This window comes from Streptomyces sp. NPDC096205, from assembly GCF_044763135.1.
Classification (GTDB): Bacteria; Actinomycetota; Actinomycetes; order Streptomycetales; family Streptomycetaceae; genus Streptomyces.
In genome coordinates, this window is record NZ_JBIWFS010000003.1 from 706,383 (window position 1) to 732,490 (window position 26,108).

Consider the following 26,108-nt stretch of genomic DNA (forward strand, 5'->3'; position numbering starts at 1 on the left):
TCCTTCCCCGTCCGCTCACTGTCTGTTTCAAGCTTCCCATGGCTCTCGCTGCCTCAGGATGCTGTCGCCCAATGGCTACCTACGGTTGACGCCAAACTCAATCTCTGACGAGCACACGCGATCATTGTCGCCAGTGGGCCAATCAGGCTGAATGTGATCACCCTGCGCAGATCGAGCGCTGCCGAGCACAGGCTCGGGTCAACTCTGTTCTGGTCCCCACCTCGTTTCCAGCCCGGCTGGCGCCTGGTCGGAGCTGATACTACTGTGATCGACTATTCTCGTGAAAAAACAGCAATTGTCGAGAGCCGCACGCTCTTCACAGTTTCACCCTTTTTGCTTACTCCGACGACCTCAATTTGCCTTGCGTCACCTTTTTCCCGGCGGGCATAGGCTGATTGGAGCTCGGACTCATCGATGCTCCATGCTTGAGCCACGGCTCGAACGATGATGCCGGGAATCGAGTTGGGCGCGACCGAGTTCTCACCGACAGAGAAGTGTCCCACCCAATCGTGAACATCAATATCCCGCCCGCCATTTTGGCTGCGTTCGACACTCAAGACTGACGCGTATCCTGGATTCATAAGGATCACGTCTTTCTGGAGTTCATGTTGGCTGGCGCCATCTCTGCTGCAGTAATTGGACCACGCGGCGTCTTGCAATAGGATAACGCGCTGCAGATTCTTGCAGTGCTCGACCAGTTGCTCGTATGTCGCCGGGCCGTCCGACGTTTCACCTACTGGCATTTTCCCTGGCTCTGCGTAAAGTGAAACCAGCTGCTGGGAGATACTCTCGATATAGTGATCCCAAGTCGGAATCCATGATGCAGCCTGACTGGTAGCCCAAGCAGAGAAATCTTGTGCAGGGATAGCAGGAATTGCAACATCGCGCGCTGCTCGCAGTGTTCTACCAACGATTAGACCTGCACAGCTCTGCATGCTGGATTTGGCACGCACGCCGCCCACTACGAGTGGAGCAGCCATGGAAATCCAGTCCACTCCATGAGAGTCGTCGGAGTCAGGACGCTCGCGGAGTCTAGCATCGGTGATCATGGGCGCAATGGCGATCCTGGCCACCATTTCCCCGAGAGGCGAATAGACAGGCTCCAGATCGCCGTTGATCACCTGTTTGAATCGCTCACGCTCACTTGGTCGATGGTCTGCATGTAGCCGATCAATAAGTGAGTTGCGATCGAGGCGTTTCCAATCGTCCGCTTCTACAGCGAGAACGCGCTCCCCGTTTTTGTTTACCACGTAGAGATTTACATCCAGCGCAGGGCAGAGCCAGGCGTAATATTCAGCCAAAGTTAACGTGTGACTCTCTAGGATTCCGTGGTGATCATCGACGGTCAGGATATCGGAAAGGTCTGTGTTCAGTAGTACCCTGACCTCGGTGCCACCGGTAACTAGCTGCTCGTGAAATTCGGCATTCCTCAGCAGTGGGCGCCCTGTCAGGCCGTTTGCGAACTCAAGCACCATTGTCTCGCTCGCGGCAGCGTCGTAGCGACGAGATGTTACTCGAACTGAGCGGCCAATCATGAATACGGAAAAGAATCCGATACCATACTGCCCCGTAGGGCGGAAGTCAGACGAAAGGAGTCCCGGGAGATCTCGCCGCGAGTCGGGTGAACCCCAGTAAGAGGTGCCGAAGTTCAAAAGTGCATTAGTCAGAACGTTTTTTGACATGCCGAGACCTGTGTCGTGAATATGGAGCCAGGTACCGTCTGCATCGTAATTTAGTGAAACGGTGACATCCCCCGTAATTTCCCAGGGGCGTGCTCCGGATGCACCCAGAAGTGATTTCTTCGCCCGCACGGCGTCGGCAGCGTTGCTGATCAATTCTCGAATGGGGATCGAAGGGTCATTGCCGTACAGTTCTGCACCCCCTAGGCGGCGGACGAGAGTGATTACGTCGGTAGCCTTAACCGTGGCGTTGATCGGATGCCAGCCATCGGTACGGATGTTCCGGGAGAGTTCCTCCAGGTCGCTAATACCCACTACGCCTCGCGCAGCAAACCGATCCCTCCCTGAATCAGAAAGGATGTTATCGGCGGCTGTAAGCTCGTGATGGAGCGTTGAGAGGGCGTCGTGGCAGACCCACCAGGCTTCGGATTCGTTCCGTCCGAAGGGGCTCAAGCTGGTGTATGACAATCGATCATCGTGAATGCGCGGTTTCTGAAGCTTGTCCTGAAAGACCCAGTGAGGCATTGATTCGTTCCTTGGGCTCCTCACCGCACGCAAAAAGGCAGGTGCCCTACGGGAATCCAAATGACTAGCATCGGCACATCGAAGAATGAAGGCAAGGGCGAGTGGGTCTACCTCCCATGAACTGGGCATGCTGGCACGCGCACCAATTCGCACACTGAATTCCTCGCGCAACACTCTAGATGGCCACCAATGGCTCGCTGCGATGCGGCCGGCCAGGTGTCCATATTGATTGCGCAGTTCAGCGTCCTCCAGCAGATAGAAGGATTCGCCTGTAGCGGTGTCTGTGTAAGGCTCCAAGGGAATATTTGCGGCGAAGTCGGCATGTGTCTCGCGGAGATAACGTGAGATTGCTCGGGATTTTATCTCGGGATCCGGTTCGGTAAGTTTCTCGGGTGAAGGGTAAACGCCGTTCTCTGCCCGGTATTCCGAAGTCAAGATATCTAGCCACCTTGCGTCTTTCTTTACATGTTCCATCCCTTCCGGGATTGCCGCCAATCCATTGGCTAGATCGTGGGCAAGGAAGGCGATACCTAGAACGTAGATCTCGGCAGGATTTAGCGCGTACTCTGGGCCACAAACTAGCTCGGCATACTCCCAAAGAGCGTCGATGTGAGAAATGTCGTGCTGTGTTAGGTCTGCAGAATCTCGACTGATCTCTGCAGCGATAAGCGCAGCCCGTTTGCGGCTACTCTTAAACTGCTCTGCAAGCCGCTGTGCCTCGCTCTGGGCCTGCATCCCAATCTGCTCGCTGAAGAGTCTCCAAAAACGCGTCTCCTCGTAGTCCATTAATTCCTCCGATCAACCGATTATTGGGCTAGCCTCTGTCCCGCTTGTCGGCGGCGTGCAGCAGAAGGGGTGCAGTCGACACAATGCCACTCTGCTGTGCTATTTTATTGCAGGAATCACGAGAATCCCAGAAAGAACCCACATCAACATTACGGAGAAAATGATGAAAAGGAGAACATAGGTTTCATACCAGCGCAGTAGGTTGCCAGGGCGAGGACGCTTACGGAATCCAGGGCCTACCATTTCATCTGTTATATCGCACTCTTCGTTTCGGTAGTCAAGCCAAGCGGCTGCGCCCACCGCGATCAACGTTGCTGTGAATGCGGCGACCATTGTGGTCAGTATTAGTAACCCGATCACTCCGGAGCGTGCGACGTCTGGGGCCACTTCCCACTTTCGGTAACCGACGAAGAGCGCTAACGCTGCCCCAACCAATGCTGTAGCGAGCGTTTGATAGATGGCCAGGAATCGATGTGTATTTTCGTTCACGGCTTGGATCTGCTGCAGTACGTATCGATACCGCTCCAATGCGAACTGATCGCGAAGCGCACCCGTTTCCGGTGTGTTCGGCTCCGATGAAGTCATGCCCCCACCCCCTATGCTCGCCATCAGCATAGGATGAAGTGTCGTTCCAGCAGGGCGACTTGCCGTAACTCCGCATTGAAGCGCTCGCCATGAGCCCGCTAGCAGTCAACAAGCAGTGACCGTCTCAGGCGCGCAGACATGGCGGGCCCGCACCGACGGTAGTGCTCCTTCGGGTCCTACCCGTGCCCCTGGTGGGGGGCAACGGCATGCCTCTGGTGGGGCCGCCTCAGCCCCGAGAAGAGGCGGCCCCGTTCGCGAGGGCCGACGGAGCAGTGGCATGGGCGCGGAGCTCTCCCATGGCCCCAGGCAGAAGCGAGCGAGTGCGGTTTCCGGCATCCTGGGCCTCTGGCAAATCGACCTGGCCAGGGGTGCAGCTCTCTGCAGGGCGGGTGGTACTTCGCCCCACGAGTAACATGTGCTGTGACAGCCTTCGAGATTGCCGACGCTGCTGGTGGTCTCAATGGCGGTCTCATCCGGCGTCCGATCCACAATCGTCCGCCGTGGTCTGTCGAAGTCTGAGCCCTCGCCTGACCAGGCCATCATGGCGCTCCGGGGACATGAGTGGACGCCCCCGGACCAAGATCGGACAACTCGTAATGCGTAGGTCTCGGGTTCGAATCCCGAAGGCGGCTCCACTGGAACCCCAGGTCAGAAGAATCTGATCTGGGGTTTTCTTGTTGTCCGGGGCGGGAAGAGCGGTGCGCATGAGTGAAGCCGCCGGGTATTCGGGTACGCCGCTCGCGCGGAAGATCGGGGTGAAGGCGGGCAGCGGGTGCGGTTGTGGCACGGGCCGCAGGGGTGGGGGATTCCGGGGCTGCCGGAGGGGTGTGAGGTGGATGTCGGTGGGCCGGCGCGGGCGGATGTGACCGTGGCGTTCTACCGGGAGCGGGCCCTGCTGGCACAGGAGGCGCGGCGGGTGGCTGCCGAGCTGGGGGACGGGACCATGGTGTGGATCGCCTGGCCACGTCGGGCGGCCGGGCACGACAGTGACATCACCGAGGACGCGCTACGGGAGCTGTTCCTGCCGTTGGGCCTGGTCGATGTGAAGGTGGCCGCGCTGGGGGAGGACTGGTCGGGGCTGAAGTTCGTACGCCGTAAGGAGAACCGGCGGACCTGAGCCGCGCGAGGGAGGGACGAGGGCCCCGGTCGCTCACCTCTGCCGACCGGGGGCCCTCTTGCGTCCCCGGACCCGGCCGCGGCGGCGACACTCCCCCGAGCAACGCGTAGAACGCGCGCACCGTCGGGCCAGATCCGATGAAGTGATCACATCAGGTCGCACCAACGGATCGCTAACATGTGGCCAACGGTTCTCCGACTTGCTGTCGACCGGCTGGCGGGAAACCGCCTTTCGGCTGCCTGCGGCGGTGGACAGGTCGGCCTCGCCGCGAACGGAAGCGCGGTGGAACCGCAACTATGCGACGGTAAACGGTCGTCACCGTAGTGGAGCGCGACGGATTCCGCCGCGTTCTCGCCGGAATTCGTCGCGCGCGGTGCGGTTGCCGGGCGGAGCGGCCGTTGGGCGGCCTGGCGAGCAAGTGGCGGGAAACCGTCGTAGAGCAGTGGGATTCGGCCATGGGACGGCCGTTTCCGCAGGGAGCGCGGCCGCTCGGGCGCGCGGAAAGGCAATGGAGCGGCGGATGGGGGCACCTCCCTGCTCGAGCGGAGCCGAGAGCCCGGAGGAGCGGCACAGGCCGCGGTCCGGGCCGCCGTTCGCGCTGCGCTTCGGGCTGCTCGGACCGCCCGTGCTGTACGACGACGGCGGCGCCGGGATGTCCGACGCCTCGGGCTGCGCCGTGCGGACCGTGCGCAGCGGCAAGGTGCGTTCCCTGCTCGCCGCGCTGCTGATGGAGGCCGGGCGCGTCGTCCCGGTCCACTCGCTCAAGGACGCCCTGTGGGGCGGCGAACCACCCGTCTCCGCCCACGCCTCGCTCCACAACCACGTCGCCCGGCTGCGCCGGCTCCTCGACGACCCCGAGCGGCTGCGCGCCGTGCCGCCCGGCTATCTGCTGCGCGTCGAACAGGGCGAGTTGGACATCCATGTCTTCGACGCACACGTCACCGGGGCCCGCGCCGCACACACCGACGGGGACTGGGAGCGGACGGTGCGCGAGTGCACCGCCGCGCTCGCGCTGTGGCGCGGCACACCGCTCAGCGGCCTCCCCGCCGACCTCGGCGGCTACGCCTTCGTGCAGCGCCTGACCGAGGCACGGTTGCTGCTGCTCGAATGGCTCTACGACGCCCAACTGGCCGTCCCCGGCGGCCGGCCGGACGGCCTCGTCCCGGAACTCACGGCCCTCGCCGCCGAACATCCGCTGCGCGAGGCCTACCACCGCCAGCTGATGCTCGCCCTGCACGCCACCGGCCGCCAGGCCGAGGCCCTCGCCGTCCACCGCGACCTGCGCGCCCGCCTCGTCGAGGAACTCGGCATCGAACCGGGGCCCGCGGTGCGCGAGGCCCACCTGGAGGTGCTGCGGGGGGAGGGCGGTCGGCCTTCGGCCGGATCGGCTCGGGCGACTGGCGGGGCGGTTCGCATGGCGGGCGGATCGACTCGGGCGGCGGGTGGGGCGGCGCGGGATGCCGTGGATTCGCAGCGGGGCGTGGATTCGCGGGGGGTCGTGGGCTCGCGTGGTGCTGTGGGTTCGTCTGGTGCCGCTGGTTCGCGCCCTGCCTCGGGCTCGCAGCGTGGCGCTGACTCGCGTGGTGCTGTGGGTTCGTCTGGTGCCGCTGGTTCGCATCCCGCCTGGGACCCACAGCGTGCCCCGGGCTCGCAGGGTGACCCGGAGTCGTATCGCGCCTCGGATTCCCCTCACGCCCTGGACTCGCAACGCGGCGGCGCGGATTCGCACCCCGCCCCGGATTCCCACCCCACCGCCCACGTGCCGGGAGCCGCCCCCGCCCGGCACGCCGACTCGAGCCACCCCGAAGCCTTCGACGCCTTCGATGCCTCCGACGCAACCCCCGCACCCAGCGCCGCCCCCACCCCCACGCCCCCCACCCACACGCCGGTCAAAAACCCCCTCACCCCCCGCCCCGCCCAACTCCCCCCACCCCCCGCACACTTCACCGGCCGTGCCCGTATCCGCGACGACCTGCTCGACACCCTCACCCGCCCCTCCGCCGTCACCGTCGTCAGCGGTATGGCCGGTGTCGGCAAGAGCGCCCTCGCCCTGCATGTGGCGCATGGCCTGCGGGAACGTTTCCCTGATGGGCAGCTCTATGTGAACCTGCATGGCGCCACCCCGGGCATGACCCCCCTCACCTCTGGCCAGGCCCTCGCCGCGCTGTTGCGGGACCTCGGCACCGAGCCCCGGCGCATCCCCGAACACCCGGACGCCGCTGCGGCGTTGCTGCGGTCTCTGCTCGCCCCCACCCGCACGCTCATGGTGCTCGACGATGCCGAGAACGCCGCGCAGCTACGCCCCCTGCTTCCGGCGGGGCCCGGCTGTGCGGTGATCGTGACCAGTCGTTCGCCGCTGACCGCGCTCGACGGGGCCGTCCGCTTCCCGCTCGGGCCGCTGAGTGACGAGGACAGTGCCGCCCTGCTGCGTGCGGTCTCCGGCCGGGACGGGCTCGACGCCGGTCACCCGCTCGTCGGTCTCACCGGCCGACTCCCGCTCGCCCTGCGGGTCGTCGCCGCGCGGCTGGCCGCCCGCAGTGCCCTCACCCCGGAGGTGCTGGCCGGTCAACTGGCCGCCACCGAAGGGCGTCTGCACCACCTGGAGTACGACGACCTGAGCGTGCGGCGGTCGCTCGCCGTCGCGCACGAGGCGCTCGCCGCCTCCGACCGGGAGGCCGACCGGGACGCGGCCGCCGCCCTCGGCCGCATCGGCGCGCTCGACCTGCCCGCGTACGGCGCCCCGCTCCTCGCCCGGCTGCTCGGCACCGACGAGCGCCGCGCCGAGGCAGCGCTCGACCGGCTGGTCGACGTGGCGCTGCTGGAGGAGACGGCGTACGGCCGCTACGCCCCGCACGACCTCGTCCGTGACTTCGCCCGCGAACTGGCCCACTCCGGGCAGGCCGGCGACACCGCGGAGATCGCCCTGCGCTGGTACGCGGCCGTCGCCGAACGCATCCTCACGGCGATCCTCGAACCCGGCCTCGACCTGGACGACCGGTGCCGCCCGACCGCCGCGCAGCCAGCCGGGCACGCGGCCGACGTCGCCGTCGTGCCGCACTTCGGCAGCCCGGAGGACGCCTTCGCCTGGGCCGACCGGGAGCTGGAGAACCTCGTGGCGCTCGCGGAGCAGTACGCCGATGAGGCCGAGGCGGCGGCCGGGCCGGAGTCGCAGCTCGCACACCTCTCCACGCTGCTGCGCCTGCTCTTCCCGTGTGTCCACCGCAGCGGCCGGGTCGCCGAGATGGAGGTGCTCGGGCGGGCGGCGCTCACGGTGGCGCGGCGGCTCGGGGACGCCGCGGCCGAGGCGTACGCCCTCGGTGACCTCGCCGGCCTGCACTTCCTCACCGGCCGGCACAACGAGGCGCTCGCCCTCAACGACCGCGCGCTGGAGATCTGGCAGGGACTCGGCGCGGTCACCCGTATCCGCCGCTGCCTGAACAACCGCGGGCTGCTGCTCGAAGGGCTGGGCCGGCACGCCGAGTCGGGGGAGGCGCTGCGGCAGAGCCTGGAGTACTCCCGGCAGTTGAACGACCCGCAGGGCGAGGCCGTGACGTACAGCCACCTCGGTAACCTCTACGAGCACACCGACCCGCGTGCGGCCATCGAGCAGCACCGGCGCTCGCTCGCGATCGGCGTGGAGATCGGCGCGGTGATCGTGCAGCACTCGGCGCACTGCAACATGGGCTACGCCCACCTCACCCTCGGCGAACCGCACGCCGCCCTGCCGCACTTCGAGGAGAGCCTGCGCATCCTCGGCGGCCACGGCGACTGGCACGGCGAGTCCCAGACCCGGCTCGGCCTGGTGCGCGCGCTGCGGCTGCTCGGCGACACCGGGCGGGCCGGACGCGAGTGCGCCGAGCTGCTGAGCCGCGCCGACGCCCGCGCCGACGGCTACACCGGCGCCCTGGCCCGCCACCAGCACGGGCTTCTGCTGCGCGAACACGGCCGTGGCGACGAGGCGCACGCGCAGTGGCGGGCCGCGCTCAGCGCCCTCGACGGCACCGACGAGAAGGCGGTGGTGGCGGAGCTGCGGGAGCTGCTGGCCGGGCGGAAGGCCTGACCCCGCGCGGCTGCGGGCGCGCTCACTTCGCGTCGGCATAGCACTCCACCACCGCCGTGGTGAACGGGAACCGCACCGGCGTCTCCCCGAAGGTCAGCCGTCCGGCCAGGTCGGATGCCTCTTTGATGGCTTGTACGACGGTGTCGGCCTCCTCCGCCGGACAGTGCACGATCACCTCGTCGTGCTGGAAGAACACCAGTTCGGCCGAGAGGTCCGCGCAGGCCCGGCGCAGGGCGGCGAGCATCAGCAGGGCCCAGTCGGCGGCGCTGCCCTGGACGACGAAGTTGCGGGCGAAGCGGCCGCGGGCACGCGTGTTGGTGGAGGCGTAGCCCGGCACCCACTCCTGGCCGGCCGGGGGCTGCGGGTCGTCGTCCTGGGGGAGACCGGCCTCCTCGGCGGCGTCGCCCGTCCCCGCGGCCGGGGGACAGGTCCGGCCCAGCCACGTCCGCACCAGCCGCCCCTCCTCACCGGCCCGCGCCGCGTCGTCGACGTAGGCCACCGCCTGGGGGAAGCGGCGTCTGAGCGCGGCGAGGTTCTTCAGGCCGTCCCCGGAGGTCTGCCCGTACACGGCGCCCAGGACGGCGATCTTGGCCTGGTCGCGGTCGCCGGAGAAGGCGCGGTCGGAGACGGACTGGTAGAGGTCGCTCTCGCGGCCGGCCACCTCCATCAGTCCGGGGTCGCGGGAGATGGCGGCGAGCACGCGCGGTTCCATCTGGTCGGCGTCGGCGACGACCAGCCGCCAGCCGGGGTCGGCGACGACGGCCCGCCGGATGACCCGGGGGATCTGCAGCGCGCCTCCGCCGTTGGTCACCCAGCGGCCCGTGACGGTGCCGCCGGCGACGAACTCCGGCCGGAACCGCCCCTCGCGTACCCAGTCCTGCAGCCAGGACCAGCCGTGGGCGACCCAGATGCGGTACAGCTTCTTGTACTCGACCAGCGGCTTCACGGCCGGATGGTCGATGGTCTCCAGCTCCCAGCGGCGGGTCGAGCCGACCTTGATCCCGGCCTGGGCGAAGGCCTTGATCACATCGGCCGGCAGATCGGGCCGGACCCGGCGCCCGAACGCGGCGGACACCTCGTCGGCCAGCTCGGCCAGGCGGCGCGGCTCGCCACCGCCCGCGTACCGCTCGCCGAGCAGTTCGTTCAGCACCGCGCGGTGGACGTCCGCGCTCCACGGCAGCCCCGCGGCGTTCATCTCGGCGGCCACGAGCATGCCCGCCGACTCGGCGGCGGTCAGCAGCCGCATGCGCTCCGGGTGCGCGGTCGCGTCATGCCGGCGCTGCTGATCTGCGTACACGTCGATCAGATCCCGCAGCGGCACATGGACGCCCTGCGGCTCGAACAGCGGCGACTGCGCGCCCGGTTCGGCGGCGCGCTGCGGCGGGTCGGGCGGTACGGGGCCGCCGCGCAGCCGGGCGAGGGCGGCGGCGGCCGAGCGCGGTTCGCCGTACCGTCCCTCGTGGCCCAGCAGGAGCGTCTCGGCGTCCTCGATGTCGTAGCACCGCTCCACTCGCACCCCCGCGGCGAGCAGACGCGGATACATCTCGGCGGTGGACCGCCACACCCACCGGGCGACCTCGGGCCGCCCCCGCACGGCCCTGGCGAGCTCCGGCTCCCACACCACCGGCCCCGCGGGCAGCCCGTCCGGGCCGAGGGCGGCGACCTCCACGCCACCGTCCTCGGCCGCAGCGAGCGCCCATCGATCGGTCATGCTGCGAGTGTGTCAGGGGGGTCTGACAACGACGTCCCGAAAGGGGCGCGGGGAACTGCGCCACCAGCCACGAACGACGGTCAGCCCGCGATCCGCAGCAGCACCCACGGCGTCCCCGGCAAGGTCAGCTCTCCTCAGTCCGCTCGGCCACCAACAGAGCCAGCGCCTCGGCCACGTACCCCTCGACCGCCGCCTTGGTGAGACCGAGCCCGCTCAGCACACCTTCCCCGTTCTCGAACTCCAGCAGCGCCAGCAGCACATGCTCGGTCCCGATGTAGTTGTGCCCGAGCCGCAGAGCCTCCCGGAAGGTGAGCTCCAGGACCTTCTTGGCGTCGGGCCCGTAGGGCACCAGCTCCGGCGCGTCCTCGACGGCGGCCGGCAGCACCGCGTGCGCGGCCTGGCGGACGGAGTCCAGCAGCACCCCCTGCGCCACGATCGCCTTGGCGGCGAGCCCCTCCGGCTCGGCGAGCAGCCCGAGGACCAGGTGCTCGGGCCGCCCCTCGGCGTTGCGCGCGGCGACGGCCTCGTTGTGCGCGGCCATGATGACGTTCCGCGCGCGGGGCGTGTAGCGGCTGAAGCCCTGGCTGGGGTCGAGGTCGGCCGACTCCTTCGGCACGAACCGCTTCTGCGCGGCCTGCCGGGTGACTCCCATGCTCTTGCCGATGTCGGTCCAGGAGGCGCCGGAGCGGCGGGCCTGGTCCACGAAGTGCCCGATCAGGTGGTCGGCCACGTCACCCAGGTGCTCACCGGCGAGTACGGCGTCCTGGAGCTGTTCGAGCGGTTCCGCGTGGACCTGCTTGATGGCCGCGATGAGGTCGTCGAGGCGTACGGAGGACGTGATGGCGGAGTTCGTCGTCATGTGTCAACCGTAGGTTGCACCCCAGGGACTGTCAACCGATGGTTGACACCTTCCCGGAGGCATCTGATGAGACCATCGGACCCGTGAGTACGCCCACCACCGTCGAACGCGCCTTCGAGGCCACCCTCTACGGCGACGCGCCCGACAGCGCCTTCGACACCGCAGCCTCCCTTCTCGCCGCAGACCCCGCGGCGGACGCCGAGCTCGACCGGCGCGGCAGGGAGTTCGTGGCGGCGGCCTGGCGCCGGGGCTGGCAGCCCGCCGACGTCGTACGGATGGTGCGGCGGGAGTTGGACGACGTGCACGCGCGTGTGCTGGCGGCGCTGATCCGCGCGCAGGCGCCCGACGACCGGCCGCGCGGACCCCGGTGGGCGGCGCAGATCGCCGAACTGCCCGGGGAACTCCCGCGGCGCGCGGACCGTTTCACGAATGCCACCGTCACTCTGGAGCTGTACCGCCTGCTGCTGAGGCTGCCCGTCCTCGAACCCCTCGACCGCCCCGAGGGCTCACCGCGGACCGAGTCCCGCATGCTCACCCGCATCCGCGCGCTGCTCGCCAAGGCCGAGGCGACCGGCTATCCGGAGGAGGCCGAGGCGCTGAGCGCCAAGGCGCAGGAGCTGATGGCGCGGCACAGCGTCGACGAAGCCCTGCTGGCCGCGCAGGCGCCCGACCCGGACGCGCCCGCCGCGTGCCGGATCGGGGTTGAGCCGCCGTACGAGCAGGCCAAGGCGGTGCTGCTGGACGCGGTGGCGACGGCCAACCACTGCCGCGCGGTGTGGAACGAGCCGCTCGGCTTCTCCACGGTCGTCGGGTTCGAGGCCGATCTGGAGGCGGTCGAGCTGCTCTACGCCTCGCTGCTCGTGCAGGCGACCTCCGCCATGACCAGGGCGGAGGCCGCGCAGCGGGCCGGCGGGCGGAAACGGACCAAGACCTTCCGGCAGTCGTTCCTGGCCGCGTACGCGCATCGCGTCGGCACGCGGCTCGCGGCGGCCGCCGAGACGCAGGTCAGCGACGACCTGCTCCCGGTCCTGGCCTCCCGCGAGGTCGCGGTCGGCGCCGCGACCGACCGCCTGTTCCCGGAGACGACCACGAGCCGGCTGCGTGGGATCAGCGACGAGGCGGGCTGGACCGAGGGCGCCCGCGCCGCGGACCACGCCGAGGTCCGCTCCCGCCGTCGCCTCGGCTGACGCGCCGCCGATCAGTCCCCGGCCTGCTGGAAGGCCGTGAACGACGCCTGCGGCGTGTCGGTCCCGGCCACCGGGCCGTAGTTCGACCAGTCGAAGTCCCGCTGCTCGGACGAGCCGGGCAGGGCGATCCGCAGCGTCCGTACGGCGAGACTGCCGTCGCCCTCCGCGCCCCTGACGTAGGTCAGGGTGAAGGAGGCGGCGGTGCCCTCGGCCAGCGTCAGTTCGCCGGCCTTCGCGGCCTTGTCCGCCGGGACCTCGACGGAGTGGTGGCCCGTGTCCAGGACGACCTCGGGGAAGCCCTTCAGGGTGCACTCGGGGCCGGGGTTGGTGACGGTGACCGGCACGTTCCCGGTGTCCCCGGCAGCGGGCGCGACATTCGCGGGGCCGACCGCGATACGAACCGACCCGATCGCACAGGGCTCACCGGCCCGGGGCTTGCTGTCGGTGTCGCCGCCCTCACTGTCACAGGCGGTCAGCACGAGGCTCGCGGCGAGAGCGGTCACGGTGATACGAAGGGCGCGCATGGCTGGTCCTCAGGGCTCGGGTCGATGCCCTTGGATCATCCCGCACGACATCCCGTCCCGCGCGCGCCCGTCCCCTTACGGGGGCACTCGCGTCCCTCTACGGGGGCACGCGCCTTTCCCCTGCGGGGGCGCGTGCCGTTACCCCTCCGGGCCCGCGTGCCACCCCTCCAGGAACGTGCGCCGCCCTTCTCCCGGGACACCCTGCCGCCGGCCGGGGCATGCATCCCCCTGCGGGGCCCCCGCGGACGCGCCGCGCACGCCCCTCGCCCCCCTCCCCGCACCCGCCCCCACCCCGCCACGTACACGCCTCAAGGCCCCCGGCAGACCCACCCCGCCCTCCCCACAAGCGCCCCATATCTCCCGTACGCTGACAAAATGACCTGGTTCCGAGCGCTGAAAGAGACCTCGCGCTCGGGGCTCACGCTGGAGCGGGCCCGGCTGGAGCCGTTGGTCGCGTTGCGTGGGGCGGTGGGGCTGGGGATCACCATCGGGGTGTGCCTGTGGGCGCTGGGGCCGGAGGCGGCGGCGAGTTCGGCGTTCGGGGCGTTCCAGGCGGCGATCGCGACGTTCCAGCGCAGTTGGCGGCCGAGGCCGCAGCTGGCGCTGGCGTCGGGGGCGAGCCTGGCGGTGTCGACGTTCCTCGGTTATCTGACGATCTCGCACCTGGTGCTGTTCCTGGGGCTGTTGGCCGTGTGGACCTTCGTGGCCGGGCTGAGCTGGGCCGCGGGCCCGACGACAGGGATGATCGCGTCCTCGAACGTGGCGATGATGCTGGTCACCGTCACCCTGCCGACCTCGGTCGCCGACGCGGGTGTGCACGCGGCGACGATGGTCGCCGGCGGGCTGATCCAGGCGGCCCTGATCGTGCTGTTTCCCGTACGGCGCTGGGGGCGCCAGCGGGACGTGCTGGCCGACGCCCTCGCCGCCGAGGCCGACTACGCGCGCCGGCTGCGGCAGGACCCGGTCGCGCCGTTCGACCCGGTGCCGCTGATGGAGGCCCGGGCCGCGGCGGTGCTCACCCCGCGCCAGGCCCGCCGCCGCCCGGCCGAGCTGCGCGGCGCCCGCGGCCTCGCCGAGCGCATCCGCCCGGTGCTCGCCTCCCTCGCCGACCCGGCCGTCGGCGTGCCGCCGAACGGCCCGGAACGCGACCGCGCGCGGGAGCTGCTCGGAGCGGCCGCCGCCGTCCTGGACGCCACCGCCCATGCCATCCGCCACGGCACCGCCGTCGATCTCCCGCCCGCCGCGGTCGCCGCCTTCCGCACCCCGGACACCGGATCGGTCCTCAAGGGCGCCCCCCACCGCGCGGCCACCCGCCTCGGCCGGCTCCTGCAGGACGTGGTGGAGACGGCGGGCGGCGAGCCGGCGGACGGCCCGAGCCCCGCCGCCCACCTGCGCAGACCGTCCCTCCTGTCCCTGGTGCCGGTCGCGCTCAAGGGCATGCGCGACGAGCTGCGGCACCACTCCTCACCCGTCGTCCGGCACGCCGTCCGCGTCACCGTGGTGGCCTGCGCCGGCTACCTCCTCGGCACCGCCCTGCCGTTCGGGCACGGCTACTGGGCGCCCCTCGCCGCCGTGATGATCATGCGGCCGGACTTCACGCAGACGTACAGCCGCGCGGTCGCGCGTTTCGCGGGCACCCTCGTCGGCGTGGCCGTCGCCACGGGCGTCCTCCAGCTCACCGGCGCCGACCCCGAGGTGTCCGGCGCGCTCGCCGTGGCCAGTGCCGCGCTGATGTACCTCCTTATGCGCACCGGCCAGTTCGCCGCCCAGGCGTGCGTCGCGGCGTACGTCGTCTTCCTGCTCGGCATGGGCGGCGAGCAGTGGACGCAGACCGTGCCCGAGCGCGTGCTGCTCACCCTGCTGGGCGGGGTGCTGGCGATGGTGGCGTACGCCGTCTACCCGGCCTGGGAGACCCCGCGGCTACGTGCCCACCTCGCCGACTGGCTGGCCGCGCAGGGCCGCTACGCCGCTGCGGTCGTACGGCACTACGCCGAGCCCGCCGACACGTCGCTCGCCGAGGTCCGCGAGGCGCTCCTCGCGGCCAGGTCCGCCCGCGCGGCCTGGCACGCCGCGGTGGCCCGTGCCGCCGGGGAGCCGGTGCGCCACCGGGGCCTGTCCCGGGTCACCGCCGACGACGCCGAGGAGGCGCTGACCCAGACGGGCCGCGTGGCGATGCTCATGGAGGCCCACCTCCCGGACCGTGACGCGCCCGCGCTGCCGCCCGCCGCCCGGCTCGCCGACGCGCTGCGCACGGCCACCGAGGCGGGCGCCCGCGCCGTACGGGAGCGCCGGGTGCCGGACTGGACGGCCGTACGGGACGCCCTGGAGGACCCCGAATGGGCCGACGTCGCGGACACGGTCGTGCAGCAGAGCGCCCGCCTGCTGCTGCGGCACCTCACCGAGCTCTCCGAGGCGCTCGACACCGCCGTACCGCCGATGACCACGGGGACCACGGGGGCTACGGGGGCTACGGGGGCTACGGGGACCACGGGCGGGGAACGGGACGGGCCGCGGAACCCGAGGGATTCCGCGGCCCGTTGAGCGCTTCAGCGCACCGTTCGCGTCACTGGCCGAGTCCCGCCGTCGGCAGGCCCGCCGTCGGCAGGCCCGAGGGCAGCGTGCCGCCCTCTGCGCGCTGGTAGGTCTCCTGGCCGAGGTCGCCGCTCCAGGTGACCTTCAGGCTGTCGCCGCTGACGGAGTCGACCGTGCCGGAGGACCGGGAGTCGTCGCCGTCTGCGCAGGTCAGGCGGATCGACCGCGCCGACGCCGAGCCGCTGCACACCGCGCCCTTGGAGCCGAACAGGGCCGCCTCGTCACCGGTGATCACCAGGGCGACCGCGCTGCCGCCGGAGGTGGTGAGCCAGCTGCCCTCCAGGCCGCCCTCGGGGGAGGACGTACTGCCGCCGGTCTCCTGGGTCTGCGCGGCGGTCGGCGTGGCGCTCGCGGTGGGCGAGGAGTCGTCGTCGGAGCCGCCGCCGTCGCTGCACCCGCTCAGCACGAGCAGGCCCGCCAGTCCCGCGGTCGCCGCGGCGAACCGCATCCGCCTGCGCGCCACGCGCGCGTACGTCACCGTATTCACTGCAAGCCCCCAGGGTGAGCCGGTCGGACGCCTCGACGCGCAGCAAGCTACCAGCCCGTAACCCCGGCGGCTCCTGTGAGGTCCGGCACCGGTGCTACCAGGACGACTTGCGCACGCCGGGCAGATACCCCGCGTGCGCCTGCTCCCGCAGGGACACGCGCGAGAGTCCGAACGTACGGAAGTAGCCGCGCGGACGGCCGTCCACCTGGTCGCGGTTGCGGACGCGCGTGGGGCTCGCGTCGCGTGGCTGGCGGCGCAGCTCGCGCTGGGCGGCGAGGCGTTCGGCGTCGGTGGAGGACGGCCTGCGGATGATCTCCTTCAGCTCGGCCCGCCGTGCGGCGTAGCGGGCGACGGTCTCCTGTCGCTTCTCGTTCTTCGCGATCTTGCTCTTCTTGGCCATCAGATCTTCACCCCCCGCGCGCGGATGCGCGCAACCGCCGCCTCGACGCCGATCGCGTCGACCGTCTTGATCGCCTTGGTGCTCAGCTTCAGCCGGACGTACCGGCCCTCGCTCGGCAGCCAGTAGCGCTTGATCTGGATGTTCGGGTCGAAGCGGCGGGAGGTCCGCCGGTGGGAGTGGGAGATCGCGTTGCCGAAGCCGGGCTTGGTGCCGGTCAGCATGCAGTGCGCGGACACGGTGATGCACCTCTCTCGAATCTCTTGGAGTCCGATGTGTAAATGGAAATCATTTTCAGTAGCATAGCGCCATGGCACGCAACGAACTCCGCCCGGTCATCAAACTCCGGTCCACCGCCGGAACCGGCTACACGTACGTCACCCGCAAGAACCGCCGAAACGACCCGGACCGCATGACCCTGCGCAAGTACGACCCGGTCGCCGGCCGGCACGTCGACTTCCGAGAGGAGCGCTGAACCCCGCCATGCGCAAGGGAATCCACCCGCCCTACGGCCCGGTCGTCTTCCGTGACCGCGCCGCGGACCACGCCTTCCTCACCCGCTCGACCATGACGAGCGAGAAGACGATCGAGTGGGAGGACGGCCACACCTACCCGGTCGTGGACGTCGAGATCTCGAACGTCAGCCACCCCTTCTACACGGGCACGGCCCGCGTCCTGGACACCGCCGGACGCGTCGAGCGCTTCGAACGCCGGTACGGGAAGAGGGGCTGATGCTCTCCGTCGTCATCGTCGCCGGCCTGCACGCCGACGCGCGCCGGGCGGCCGTCGGGCAGCTGCTCACCGAGGTGCCCGGCAGCGTCGCCCTCCACCACGACCTCGCCACGGCCCCGGCGGGCACGGTCGTCCGCACCGTCCGGGACGCCTCCGGGGTCCTCTCCACGGGCGAGGCGCCCCTGGTCAACGACTGCGCCTGCTGCGCCCTGCGCGAGGACCTGGTGCCCGAGCTGGAACGCATCCAGGACGCGGGCACCAGCCCGCTCGCGATCGTCGAGCTGTGGGACTCCGTCGAACCCAAGGCGATGGCCGAGGTGATCACCGCAGGCGGCCTCACCGTCACCGGCGTCATCACCGCCGTCGACCCGGCACTCCTGCTGCCCTGCCTCGGCAACGGCGACGACCTCGCCGAACGCGGCCTCGCCGCGGCCGCCACCGACCAGCGCACGGTCGCCGACACCTTCGCGCGCCAGCTGGAGTACGCCCCTGTCCTTGCCGTGGCCGACTCGGAGGAGGCCGACGACGAGGACCGGGAGCTGCTCGTGCAGTTGCATCCGACGGCTCGGCGCGTGCGGATCGGCTCCGCCGGGGGGTGGGGTGAGCTGGGGGCGGCGTCTGCGCCGGGTGGCGGGCTGGATGACGCATCGACGGACGTGTCGATAGACAGGACCAGCGGCCGTACGGAGGCGTCGACCGGCTTGCCCCCAGAGGCGGAGCCCTCCTCCGGTGCACCCGCAGCAGCACATGCAGGTGCCCCGAGCCCGGACCGCCACCCTCCGCTGGCCCGGGCCGCCCTCGCCGGGTTCGACGTCGAGGCCGCCGCAGCCGCGCAGCACCCCGCGTGTGCGCTGCTGCCCGTGGAGGCGGACGCGCGCGGTGTCTCGACCTTCGTCTGGCGGCGTCACCGGCCCTTCCACCCCGAGCGGCTCTACGTGGCGCTGGAGGACCTGACCTGCGCGGCAGCCCGCAGCCGAGGGCGGTTCTGGCTGGCCGACAAGCCGGACACGCTGCTGCACTGGGACGCCGCCGGCGGAGCCCTGTGCGTGGAGAGCGCGGGGCCGTGGCTCGCGTCCCTGCCCGACGCGGCCTGGGAGATGGTGCCGCCGGTACGCCGCGCCGCGGCCGCTCTGGACTGGCACCCCGAGCACGGCGACCGCTGCCAGCACCTGGTGTTCACGTCTCCCGGTCTCGACCGCGACGGACTCGCCGAGCTGCTGGAGTCCTGCCTGCTGACCGACGCCGAGTACGCCGCCGGGCGCGAGGCCTGGCGTCAACTTCCGCATCCCTTCGACACACTTCTGGAGGTTTGAGACCCATGCCCCGCAAAAGCGACCGCAAGCCCGCCAAGAACCGCCCCAATCCGCTGGACCAGGCGCGGATCACGTACATCGACTACAAGGACACCGATCTGCTACGGAAGTTCATCTCCGACCGCGGAAAGATCCGCAGCCGTCGCGTGACGCGTGTCTCCTCCCAGCAGCAGCGTCAACTGGCACGCGCGATCAAGAACGCCCGGGAGATGGCACTCCTGCCGTACGGCACCCGCTGACGGCTCCTCCCGGCGCGTCGCCGAACACCTTCGGGGCGCTCGCTGCCGAACACCCTCAGGGTCGCTCCCTGTCGAACACCCTCAGCCTGGAGAACTCCCTCAGGTCGCTCCCCGCCGGACATCCGGATGCTCCGGGTCCGGTTTCGGCCAATCACCGGCACCGATCCGTGCCCCCGACCGTGGAACACCAAGCCCGCCTGATGCGTCTCTATCTGAGGGGCGGCGGATTCGATCCGGCCCCCCCGGAGCGACGCAAGGCGTGGATGACCACGGACGGGGGCTGGCGGTCGCATGTAGTGCGATCTCTGGGGAAGGCGCTGCAACACCGCACATGACGGCGTCGGCGCCGCTGTAACCACAGGACCACCCCGCGTGCACGTGCATCTGCCCATGCAACTGCACATGAACAGGGTTATGATCCGGCTCAGTTGACCACTGCATCAATGGCCACACCAGCCAGTGCACCACCGGGGAGCGACCTGTGGACCACGACGTGTACAACGGCATGGCCGCGACGAAGCTGCGGGACGTGGCCTGGCAGAAAAGCCGCCACAGCAATTCGCAGGGATCATGCGTGGAGTTCGCCCGCCTGCCGGGCGGCCGCGTGGCGGTGCGCAACTCGAACTTTCCCGACGGCCCGGCGCTGGTCTACACCCGTGCCGAGATCGAGGCGATGCTGCTCGGCATCAAGGACGGCGAGTTCGATCACCTGATAGCGGGATGACGTCTGGCACGGGGCTCGGCAGAGAGTCCCGGACGCGGTGCTCCTGGGCGCGGTGACGCGCGTAGAGGGGTGACGGCAGGACGGCGGGACGTGCCGCGGTTCCTCACGCCCTCAGCCGGAGTCATCCTTCCGCCTGGAGTCACACCGTCGGCCGAAGCCACACCGTCGGCCGGCGTCACCCCTCCGGCCGCAGCCGGAACAGCGCCCAGACGACCTTCCCGCTGAGCGTGCCGGCCAGCGGGTGCCAGCCCCAGCTGTCGCTGAAGGAGTCGACGAGGAACAGGCCCCGCCCCGACTCCGCGGAGAAGTCCTCCGAGACGCGCGCGACCGGGCCGTCGTTGCTGGGGTCACGCACGGCGCACACCAGCCGCTCGGCCCACCGCATCAAGTGCAGCCGTACAAAAGGCTCCTGATGCTGCGGAACGCCGGTGCCGGAATCCGGCAGGGCGTGCCGCAGGGCGTTGGTGACGAGTTCGGAGACGACCAGACAGACGTCGTCGAAGCGGTCGCCCAGGTCCCACTGGTCGAGAGTTCTTCGGGTGAACTGCCGGGCGTCGCGGACCGCTTCGTAGCGGGCGGGCAGTGCGCAGGAGGCGGCGCTGGACACGGCCGAGGGATCCAGCGGTGGAAGGCCCTGCCTTAACGGCTCGAGCATGGTCGATCCATTCGTCCCCATGCGAGGCACTCCCCCGGTAATTCGCGGTCGTTGCGATGCAGCGGTGGCGCGGGACCATGGTTTCGGATGCGTAGGGCAGATGCAAGGGCAGATGCACGTGCACGTGACCGAATTAGTCAGTCCCGTACCGCTTCTTAGCCATTTTTTCTGCCATCTTCCGCCTGCTCGTCGCCCAGCCGACGCACTTGTTCGCAGTTGAATCTTTGGCTTCTTTCCGTCTCTGTAATCGGGCGAGTACTGCTCGGAGTGTTTTAGTGGCAGACTGCGGGCCCTGAAGACGGTTGGGGAGGCTGGCGAAGTGAGCGCGGGAGAGCCCGGATCGGTGGTGCGGCGGATGCTGCTCGGCTCGCAACTCAGGCGACTGCGCGAGGCGCGCGGGATCACCCGCGAGGCGGCGGGCTACTCGATCCGCGCCTCCGAGTCGAAGATCAGCCGGATGGAGCTGGGCCGGGTGAGCTTCAAGACGAGGGACGTCGAAGACCTGTTGACCCTGTACGGCGTCACCGACGAGACGGAGCGCACGGCGCTGGTCTCGCTCGCCCGCGAGGCCAATGTCGCGGGCTGGTGGCACAGTTACTCGGACGTGCTGCCCAACTGGTTCCCCACCTATGTGGGCCTGGAGGGCGCGGCCTCGATCATCCGTGCCTACGAGGTGCAGTTCGTGCACGGGCTGCTGCAAACCGAGGAGTACGCCCGCGCGGTCGTGCGGCGCGGCATGAAGGGCGCGAGCGAGGCCGACGTGGAGCGGCGTGTGGCCCTGCGTCTGGAGCGGCAGAAGCACCTCGTCGCGGAGAACGCCCCCGACTTCCACATCGTCCTCGACGAGGCGTCCCTGCGCCGCCCCTACGGCGACCGCGCGGTGATGCGCGGCCAGCTCCAGCACCTCATCGACATCTCCGAGCGGCCCAACGTCCGCCTGCAGATCATGCCGTTCAGCTTCGGCGGGCACTCCGGCGAGAGCGGTGCCTTCACCATCCTCAGCTTCCCCGAGTCCGACCTCTCGGACGTCGTCTACCTCGAACAGCTCACCAGTGCGCTCTACCTCGACAAGCCCGAGGACGTCGCCCAGTACGAGGCCGCGCTGAAGGAGCTGCAGAGCGACAGTCCGGGGCCGGACGAGAGCCGGGATCTTCTGCGGGGACTCCTTCAACTGTCTTGAAACACAAGTACGATGACGCCTGATCAGACCGTGAAGCCGTTCGGGTGTGCCTGCCTCTTGCCGTGACCGCTCGACCGCTTCGACGCATCTGCGGCAGGGGATTGAGGGATCACATGTCGTCCTACTTCACCGACCTGGCACAGCAGTACATCGACGGCGAGTGGCGTCCGGGCACCGGTTCCTGGGACATCATCGACTTCAACCCGTACGACGGGGAGAAGCTGGCCTCGATCACCATCGCCACCGTCGACGAGGTCGACCAGGCCTACAGCGCCTCCGCGCGCGTGCAGCGCGAGTGGGCCGCGACCAGCGCGTACACCCGCCGGGCCGTGCTGGAGAAGGCGCTGCGGGTGGTGGAGGAACGCGAGGCGGAGATCACCGACGTGATCATCGCCGAGCTGGGCGGCACCCATGCGAAGGCCGCCTTCGAGCTGTACCTCGCCAAGGAGTTCCTGCGCGAGTCGATGAACGTGGCCACCCGCCCCGAGGGGCAGCTGATCGCCTCCCCGGTCGAAGGCAAGGAGAACCGCCTCTACCGCGTGCCGGTCGGTGTGGTCGGTGTCATCAGCCCCTTCAACTTCCCCTTCTTCCTGTCGCTGAAGTCGGTCGCCCCGGCGCTCGCGCTCGGCAACGGCGTCGTCCTCAAGCCCCACCAGGACACCCCGGTCACCGGCGGCACCCTGATCGCGAAGATCTTCGAGGACGCGGGCCTGCCGGCCGGCCTGCTCAACGTCGTCGTCACCGACATCGCCGAGATAGGCGACGCCTTCATCGAGCACCCCATACCGAAGGTCATCTCCTTCACCGGCTCCGACAAGGTCGGCCGCCACGTGGCCACCGTCTGCGCCGCGCACTTCAAGCGGACCGTCCTCGAACTGGGCGGCAACAGCGCCCTGGTCGTGCTGGACGACGCCGACCTCGACTACGCCGTCGACGCGGCGGTCTTCAGCCGGTACGTCCATCAGGGCCAGGTCTGCATGGCCGCCAACCGTGTCCTGGTGGACAGGTCGGTCGCCGAGGAGTTCACCGAGAAGTTCGTCGCCAAGGTCAGGAGCCTGAAGGCGGGCGACCCGCGCGACCCGGAGACGGTCATCGGGCCGCTGATCAACTCCTCGCAGGCGGAGGCCATTTCCAGCGTGGTCGAGCAGGCGGTCGCCGGCGGGGCCACCGCCCTGGTGCGCGGCGGCGTCCGGGACAACCTCGTCGAGCCGACCGTCCTGACCGACGTACCGGCCGACTCGCCCCTGCTGAAGCAGGAGGTGTTCGGGCCGGTCGCCTTCCTCGTCCCGTTCGACGGCGAGGAGGAGGCCGTACGCCTCGTCAACGACACTCCCTACGGCCTGAGCGGCGCCGTCCACACCGCCGATGTCGAGCGCGGGGTGCGGTTCGCGCAGCGCATCGACACCGGCATGTTCCATGTGAACGACGGCACCGCCCACGACGAGCCGCTCGTGCCCTTCGGCGGCGAGAAGAACTCCGGCGTCGGCCGGCTGAACGGCGAGAGCGGGCTGGACGCCTTCACGACGCTGAAGTGGATCTCCATCCAGCACGGGCGGAGCGCGTTCCCCTTCTGAGCCTCCGACTCGTCCTCTTTCGCGGGCCCTTGCGGACAGAACCTGACCGCAAGGGCCCGTAACGTCATCGGTGTCGGAAGAAGGAACGGCCGAACCCCAGGAAAGAGGCCCTCATGCCCACTCACGTTCCCGCCGAGGCCCACGGTGACGAGCGCGGCGCGCTTCTCAACTTCGTCGAGGCCCAGCGCGGCGGCCTGCGCAGGTCGCTCCTGGGGCTGACCGACGAGCAGGCGGCCCAGGCGCCCAGCGCCAGCGAGCTGTCGCTGTCCGGGCTGGTCAAGCATGTCGCCGAGGTGGAGCTGAACTGGCTGCGGATGGCCCAGCAGAAGCCCAACGACCGGGCCCGCACCGAGGAGACGTGGGCGGAGGGATTCCGTCTCGTCGAGGGCGAGACGGTCGCGGAGATCCTGGCCTTCTGGGACGGCGTGGCGCGCGAGATCGAGGAGTTCATCCGGTCCGTGCCGTCGCTCGACGACACCTTCCCGCTGCCCCCGGCGCCCTGGTTCCCGAAGGACGGCCGGGTCTCCATGCGCTGGCTGATGCTCCACCTGGTGGAGGAGATCGCCCGGCACGCGGGTCACGCCGACATCGTCCGCGAGTCGCTGGACGGCAAGACGGCCTTCGAGCTGGTGGCCCAGGAGCAGGGCGCCTCCTGGGGCTGACCGCGGGGCCCTCGGCCCGAGGGCTCTACGCTGGCCCCATGTCAGCGATCCGTCTCCTCGTGCTCGGCGCGGTGCGTCAGCACGGGCGGGCCCACGGCTACCAGGTGCGCAACGACCTGGAGTACTGGGGCGCGCACGAGTGGTCCAACGCCAAGCCCGGCTCGATCTACCACGCCCTGAAGCAGATGGCCAAGCAAGGGCTGCTGCACGCGCACGAGATCGCCCCCTCCACCGCCGGCGGTCCGCCGCGCACCGAGTACGAGATCACCGACCTCGGTGTCGAGGAATACCTCGGCATGGTCCGTGAGGCGCTGACCAGCTACGACCAGAAGATGGACATCAAGTCCGCGGCCATCGGCTTCATGGTCGACCTGCCGCGCGCCGAGGCGGTGGCCCTGCTCAAGGAGCGCATCCGCCGCATCGAGGAGTGGCGCGGGGCCGTCACCGAGCACTATGTGCCCGAGGACGGCCCCGAACAGCTCGGCCACATCGGCGAGATCATGAACCTCTGGATCCACACCGCCGACGCCGAGGCCGACTGGACGCGCGGACTCATCGGGCGGATCGAGAGCGGCGCGTACACGTTCTCGGGGGAGGGCGAGCCGTTCGTCGGGGTGCTGACGGACGAGCAGGAGAACCCGTACGCGACGGGGGAGCCGCATCCGGAGGATGCGCGCTAATCAAGTTTGACGAGATAGGTCGAGGGCGTTACCTTGAAGTGGTGGTCAAACTTGACTAGCGAAGGGTGAGGGGCAGCCCGTGACAGACGCGGCGATCGCCGTCGAAGGCGCACGCAAGGCATACGGAGACAAGAAGGCGCTCGACGGACTCGATCTGGAGATCAGGCGCGGCACCGTGCACGCGGTGCTGGGCCCCAACGGCGCGGGCAAGACGACGCTGGTCCGCATCCTGTCCACCCTGCTGCGGCCGGACAGCGGCCGCATCGAGGTGGCCGGACACGACGTGGTCACCCACGCGCGCGAGGTCCGCCTGCGCATCGGCCTGCTCGGCCAGTACGCGGCCCTCGACGAGGAACTCGGCGGCCGCCAGAACCTGGAGCTGTTCGGCCGCCTCCACCATCTGGGCGCCCGCCACGCGCGCGTGCGCGCCGACGAGCTCCTGGAGCGCTTCGGCCTGACCGACACCGGGCGCAGGGCGGTCAAGCAGTACAGCGGCGGCATGCGGCGCCGGCTCGACCTCGCCGCCTCGCTGATCACCGATCCGGAGGTGCTCTTCCTGGACGAACCCACCACCGGTCTCGACCCGCGCGGCCGCGCCGAGGTGTGGGCCGCGGTCCGCTCCCTGGTCGGCGCCGGTACGACGGTCCTGCTCACCACGCAGTACCTGGAGGAGGCCGACCAACTCGCCCACCGCGTCTCGGTCGTCGACTCCGGCCGGGTCGTCGCCGACGGCACACCGGAGCAGCTGAAGTCCGCGATCGGCGGCGACCGCATCGACGTCGTCCTGCGCGACGCCGGACAACTCGGCGCGGCCGTCGCCCTGTTGCCGCCCGACATCGACAAGAGCGCCGTCTCCGTCGACGCCGACCGCCGTCTGCTGAGCGCCCCGGTCACGGACCGGATGACCGCGCTCGCCGGCGTCGTACGGGCCCTGGAGGAGGCCGGTGTCGAGGCCGAGGACATCGCCCTGCGGCGGCCCACGCTGGACGAGGTCTTCCTGCACCTGACGGGGGACGAGCACCGCTCCGGCGGGCACCGAGTGAAGGAGGCCGTGTGAGCACCTACGCACTGACCGACTCCTGGACCATGACCCGCCGCGAACTGTCCCACTGGGCGCGGCAGCCGGTGCAGGTCGCGGTGAACCTCGCGTTCCCCGTGATGCTCATGCTGATGTTCGGCTACCTCATCGGCGGCGGCCGGGGCGTCAGCGGCCCATACGTCGACTACCTGGTCCCCGGCATGCTCGCCCTCACCATGGCGTTCGGCCTGGAAGGCACGATGATCGCCGTGACGCAGGACCTCAACAAGGGCGTGATCGACCGGTTCCGCGCCATGCCGATGGCCGACGGGGCGGTGCTGGTGGGCCGGTCCGCCGCCGACATGCTCCAGTCGGCGCTGGTGCTGGCCGTGCTGACCGGCGTCGGCTACGCCCTCGGCTGGCGCGCGCACGGCGGCTTGGCCGGGTTCTGGGCGGCCGTCGGGCTGCTCCTGCTGTTCCGGTTCGCCATGCTCTGGATCGGCATCCACCTCGCCCTGATCGCCGGGAAGCCGGAGCTGGTCCAGGCCGTCCAGATCCTGGTCTGGCCGGTCGGCTTCCTCTCCAACGCCCTCGCCACACCGGACTCCATGCCCGACTGGCTGGGCACGCTCGTCCAGTGGAACCCGCTGTCCCGGACGGCGACGGCCGTGCGCGAGCTCCTCGGCGGCGGTGCCGTGGACACCGGTCATGTCTGGGCGGCGGTGGGCTGGCCGCTGGGGCTGCTGGCGGTGTTCTTCCCGCTTGCGGTGCGGAAGTTCGGGCGGCTGAGCAAGTAGCCCGAGAAGTCGCCGCTCGATTTGT

The 26,108-nt window shown here is 69.8% G+C and carries 24 protein-coding genes; 15 read left to right on the plus strand and 9 right to left on the minus strand.

The features are described from left to right. Positions 1-272: 272 nt before the first annotated feature. Both ACIQ6Y_RS15655 and ACIQ6Y_RS15660 read right to left on the minus strand, forming a co-directional pair. Complete coding sequence (locus tag ACIQ6Y_RS15655; protein WP_404038028.1) at positions 273-2,990, minus strand: ATP-binding protein; 2,718 nt, start codon at positions 2,988-2,990, stop codon at positions 273-275. A 99-nt stretch (positions 2,991-3,089) separates the two neighbouring features. Further along, on the minus strand, positions 3,090-3,605 hold the full coding sequence (locus ACIQ6Y_RS15660; RefSeq protein WP_404038031.1) for a hypothetical protein: 516 nt from the start codon (positions 3,603-3,605) through the stop codon (positions 3,090-3,092). Between the two features lie 802 nt (positions 3,606-4,407). Between ACIQ6Y_RS15660 and ACIQ6Y_RS15665 the strand changes: the two genes are divergently transcribed. Next, on the plus strand, positions 4,408-4,692 hold the full coding sequence (locus tag ACIQ6Y_RS15665; protein WP_404038034.1) for a hypothetical protein: 285 nt from the start codon (positions 4,408-4,410) through the stop codon (positions 4,690-4,692). Between the two features lie 652 nt (positions 4,693-5,344). Continuing rightward, entirely contained in the window at positions 5,345-8,752 is a 3,408-nt protein-coding gene (locus ACIQ6Y_RS15670; protein WP_404038388.1) for a BTAD domain-containing putative transcriptional regulator, read from the plus strand. Positions 8,753-8,774: 22 nt separating this feature from the next. Here ACIQ6Y_RS15670 and ACIQ6Y_RS15675 read toward each other — a convergent pair whose 3' ends face one another. Both ACIQ6Y_RS15675 and ACIQ6Y_RS15680 read right to left on the minus strand, forming a co-directional pair. Further along, complete coding sequence (locus ACIQ6Y_RS15675) at positions 8,775-10,463, minus strand: bifunctional 3'-5' exonuclease/DNA polymerase (RefSeq protein ID WP_404038037.1); 1,689 nt, start codon at positions 10,461-10,463, stop codon at positions 8,775-8,777. Positions 10,464-10,587: 124 nt separating this feature from the next. Next, a complete protein-coding gene (locus ACIQ6Y_RS15680) occupies positions 10,588-11,322 on the minus strand; it encodes a Clp protease N-terminal domain-containing protein (protein ID WP_404038040.1) in 735 nt (244 codons plus the stop codon). Between the two features lie 38 nt (positions 11,323-11,360). Here ACIQ6Y_RS15680 and ACIQ6Y_RS15685 point away from each other — a divergent pair, with 38 nt between their 5' ends. Then, positions 11,361-12,509, plus strand: coding sequence for a DUF2786 domain-containing protein (locus ACIQ6Y_RS15685; RefSeq protein WP_404038043.1), 1,149 nt, complete (start codon positions 11,361-11,363; stop codon positions 12,507-12,509). An 11-nt stretch (positions 12,510-12,520) separates the two neighbouring features. Here ACIQ6Y_RS15685 and ACIQ6Y_RS15690 read toward each other — a convergent pair whose 3' ends face one another. Next, positions 12,521-13,033 (minus strand): DUF4232 domain-containing protein, encoded by a 513-nt coding sequence (locus ACIQ6Y_RS15690; RefSeq protein WP_404038046.1) that lies wholly within the window; start codon positions 13,031-13,033, stop codon positions 12,521-12,523. A gap of 375 nt (positions 13,034-13,408) precedes the next feature. Between ACIQ6Y_RS15690 and ACIQ6Y_RS15695 the strand changes: the two genes are divergently transcribed. Beyond that, positions 13,409-15,574: an FUSC family protein gene (locus ACIQ6Y_RS15695; protein WP_404038049.1), complete on the plus strand. Its 2,166-nt coding sequence runs from the start codon at positions 13,409-13,411 to the stop codon at positions 15,572-15,574. Between the two features lie 22 nt (positions 15,575-15,596). Here the strand turns inward: ACIQ6Y_RS15695 and ACIQ6Y_RS15700 are convergent, their stop codons facing one another. The 3 genes from ACIQ6Y_RS15700 to rpmB all read right to left on the minus strand — a co-directional run bounded on the left by ACIQ6Y_RS15700 (position 15,597) and on the right by rpmB (position 16,748). Next, positions 15,597-16,103 carry a hypothetical protein gene (locus ACIQ6Y_RS15700; protein WP_404038052.1) on the minus strand — a complete coding sequence of 169 codons (507 nt, stop codon included), beginning with the start codon at positions 16,101-16,103 and terminating at the stop codon, positions 15,597-15,599. Between the two features lie 103 nt (positions 16,104-16,206). After that, on the minus strand, positions 16,207-16,512 hold the full coding sequence (rpsN, locus tag ACIQ6Y_RS15705) for a 30S ribosomal protein S14 (protein ID WP_404038055.1): 306 nt from the start codon (positions 16,510-16,512) through the stop codon (positions 16,207-16,209). Continuing rightward, positions 16,512-16,748: a 50S ribosomal protein L28 gene (gene rpmB, locus ACIQ6Y_RS15710; protein ID WP_404038058.1), complete on the minus strand. Its 237-nt coding sequence runs from the start codon at positions 16,746-16,748 to the stop codon at positions 16,512-16,514. Before rpmB ends, rpsN begins: the two co-directional genes overlap by 1 nt. A gap of 71 nt (positions 16,749-16,819) precedes the next feature. On the opposite strand from rpmB, the gene rpmG reads away from it, so the two are divergent. The 5 genes from rpmG to ACIQ6Y_RS15735 all read left to right on the plus strand — a co-directional run bounded on the left by rpmG (position 16,820) and on the right by ACIQ6Y_RS15735 (position 19,517). Beyond that, the gene (gene rpmG / locus ACIQ6Y_RS15715) at positions 16,820-16,984 is read left to right on the plus strand and encodes a 50S ribosomal protein L33 (RefSeq protein WP_030573688.1); all 165 of its coding nucleotides are present in this window, start codon (positions 16,820-16,822) and stop codon (positions 16,982-16,984) included. Positions 16,985-16,992: 8 nt separating this feature from the next. Continuing rightward, a complete protein-coding gene (locus ACIQ6Y_RS15720; protein WP_404038062.1) occupies positions 16,993-17,241 on the plus strand; it encodes a type B 50S ribosomal protein L31 in 249 nt (82 codons plus the stop codon). Continuing rightward, entirely contained in the window at positions 17,241-18,554 is a 1,314-nt protein-coding gene (locus tag ACIQ6Y_RS15725; protein ID WP_404038065.1) for a GTP-binding protein, read from the plus strand. The genes ACIQ6Y_RS15720 and ACIQ6Y_RS15725 overlap by 1 nt, the downstream gene beginning before the upstream one ends. A gap of 5 nt (positions 18,555-18,559) precedes the next feature. Then, on the plus strand, positions 18,560-18,793 hold the full coding sequence (rpsR, locus tag ACIQ6Y_RS15730; RefSeq protein ID WP_404038068.1) for a 30S ribosomal protein S18: 234 nt from the start codon (positions 18,560-18,562) through the stop codon (positions 18,791-18,793). 505 nt (positions 18,794-19,298) lie between these two features. Then, positions 19,299-19,517: a DUF397 domain-containing protein gene (locus ACIQ6Y_RS15735; protein WP_386384292.1), complete on the plus strand. Its 219-nt coding sequence runs from the start codon at positions 19,299-19,301 to the stop codon at positions 19,515-19,517. A gap of 175 nt (positions 19,518-19,692) precedes the next feature. Here ACIQ6Y_RS15735 and ACIQ6Y_RS15740 read toward each other — a convergent pair whose 3' ends face one another. Further along, positions 19,693-20,193, minus strand: coding sequence for an ATP-binding protein (locus ACIQ6Y_RS15740; protein WP_404038071.1), 501 nt, complete (start codon positions 20,191-20,193; stop codon positions 19,693-19,695). A gap of 334 nt (positions 20,194-20,527) precedes the next feature. Here ACIQ6Y_RS15740 and ACIQ6Y_RS15745 point away from each other — a divergent pair, with 334 nt between their 5' ends. The 6 genes from ACIQ6Y_RS15745 to ACIQ6Y_RS15770 all read left to right on the plus strand — a co-directional run bounded on the left by ACIQ6Y_RS15745 (position 20,528) and on the right by ACIQ6Y_RS15770 (position 26,083). After that, positions 20,528-21,352: a helix-turn-helix domain-containing protein gene (locus tag ACIQ6Y_RS15745; protein ID WP_404038390.1), complete on the plus strand. Its 825-nt coding sequence runs from the start codon at positions 20,528-20,530 to the stop codon at positions 21,350-21,352. Between the two features lie 113 nt (positions 21,353-21,465). Beyond that, entirely contained in the window at positions 21,466-22,926 is a 1,461-nt protein-coding gene (locus tag ACIQ6Y_RS15750) for an aldehyde dehydrogenase family protein (RefSeq protein WP_404038074.1), read from the plus strand. A 113-nt stretch (positions 22,927-23,039) separates the two neighbouring features. Next, positions 23,040-23,588 (plus strand): DinB family protein, encoded by a 549-nt coding sequence (locus ACIQ6Y_RS15755; RefSeq protein ID WP_404038077.1) that lies wholly within the window; start codon positions 23,040-23,042, stop codon positions 23,586-23,588. Positions 23,589-23,626: 38 nt separating this feature from the next. Continuing rightward, positions 23,627-24,268: a PadR family transcriptional regulator gene (locus tag ACIQ6Y_RS15760; RefSeq protein ID WP_404038080.1), complete on the plus strand. Its 642-nt coding sequence runs from the start codon at positions 23,627-23,629 to the stop codon at positions 24,266-24,268. Between the two features lie 79 nt (positions 24,269-24,347). Beyond that, positions 24,348-25,325 (plus strand): ATP-binding cassette domain-containing protein, encoded by a 978-nt coding sequence (locus tag ACIQ6Y_RS15765; RefSeq protein WP_404038083.1) that lies wholly within the window; start codon positions 24,348-24,350, stop codon positions 25,323-25,325. Then, positions 25,322-26,083 carry an ABC transporter permease gene (locus ACIQ6Y_RS15770; RefSeq protein ID WP_404038086.1) on the plus strand — a complete coding sequence of 254 codons (762 nt, stop codon included), beginning with the start codon at positions 25,322-25,324 and terminating at the stop codon, positions 26,081-26,083. Before ACIQ6Y_RS15765 ends, ACIQ6Y_RS15770 begins: the two co-directional genes overlap by 4 nt. The last annotated feature ends 25 nt before the right edge of the window (positions 26,084-26,108 follow it).

What these genes read in the sequence shown, in the direction of transcription:
- ACIQ6Y_RS15655 (WP_404038028.1), bottom strand. Translation starts at nt 2,990, where the DNA reads ATGGACTACGAGGAGACGCGTTTTTGGAGACTCTTCAGCGAGCAGATT.
- ACIQ6Y_RS15660 (WP_404038031.1), bottom strand. Translation starts at nt 3,605, where the DNA reads ATGCTGATGGCGAGCATAGGGGGTGGGGGCATGACTTCATCGGAGCCG.
- ACIQ6Y_RS15670 (WP_404038388.1), top strand. Translation starts at nt 5,345, where the DNA reads ATGTCCGACGCCTCGGGCTGCGCCGTGCGGACCGTGCGCAGCGGCAAG.
- ACIQ6Y_RS15675 (WP_404038037.1), bottom strand. Translation starts at nt 10,463, where the DNA reads ATGACCGATCGATGGGCGCTCGCTGCGGCCGAGGACGGTGGCGTGGAG.
- ACIQ6Y_RS15680 (WP_404038040.1), bottom strand. Translation starts at nt 11,322, where the DNA reads ATGACGACGAACTCCGCCATCACGTCCTCCGTACGCCTCGACGACCTC.
- ACIQ6Y_RS15685 (WP_404038043.1), top strand. Translation starts at nt 11,361, where the DNA reads ATGGTTGACACCTTCCCGGAGGCATCTGATGAGACCATCGGACCCGTG.
- ACIQ6Y_RS15690 (WP_404038046.1), bottom strand. Translation starts at nt 13,033, where the DNA reads ATGCGCGCCCTTCGTATCACCGTGACCGCTCTCGCCGCGAGCCTCGTG.
- ACIQ6Y_RS15695 (WP_404038049.1), top strand. Translation starts at nt 13,409, where the DNA reads ATGACCTGGTTCCGAGCGCTGAAAGAGACCTCGCGCTCGGGGCTCACG.
- rpsN (WP_404038055.1), bottom strand. Translation starts at nt 16,512, where the DNA reads ATGGCCAAGAAGAGCAAGATCGCGAAGAACGAGAAGCGACAGGAGACC.
- rpmG (WP_030573688.1), top strand. Translation starts at nt 16,820, where the DNA reads ATGGCACGCAACGAACTCCGCCCGGTCATCAAACTCCGGTCCACCGCC.
- ACIQ6Y_RS15720 (WP_404038062.1), top strand. Translation starts at nt 16,993, where the DNA reads ATGCGCAAGGGAATCCACCCGCCCTACGGCCCGGTCGTCTTCCGTGAC.
- ACIQ6Y_RS15725 (WP_404038065.1), top strand. Translation starts at nt 17,241, where the DNA reads ATGCTCTCCGTCGTCATCGTCGCCGGCCTGCACGCCGACGCGCGCCGG.
- rpsR (WP_404038068.1), top strand. Translation starts at nt 18,560, where the DNA reads ATGCCCCGCAAAAGCGACCGCAAGCCCGCCAAGAACCGCCCCAATCCG.
- ACIQ6Y_RS15735 (WP_386384292.1), top strand. Translation starts at nt 19,299, where the DNA reads ATGGCCGCGACGAAGCTGCGGGACGTGGCCTGGCAGAAAAGCCGCCAC.
- ACIQ6Y_RS15740 (WP_404038071.1), bottom strand. Translation starts at nt 20,193, where the DNA reads ATGGGGACGAATGGATCGACCATGCTCGAGCCGTTAAGGCAGGGCCTT.
- ACIQ6Y_RS15745 (WP_404038390.1), top strand. Translation starts at nt 20,528, where the DNA reads ATGCTGCTCGGCTCGCAACTCAGGCGACTGCGCGAGGCGCGCGGGATC.
- ACIQ6Y_RS15750 (WP_404038074.1), top strand. Translation starts at nt 21,466, where the DNA reads ATGTCGTCCTACTTCACCGACCTGGCACAGCAGTACATCGACGGCGAG.
- ACIQ6Y_RS15755 (WP_404038077.1), top strand. Translation starts at nt 23,040, where the DNA reads ATGCCCACTCACGTTCCCGCCGAGGCCCACGGTGACGAGCGCGGCGCG.
- ACIQ6Y_RS15760 (WP_404038080.1), top strand. Translation starts at nt 23,627, where the DNA reads ATGTCAGCGATCCGTCTCCTCGTGCTCGGCGCGGTGCGTCAGCACGGG.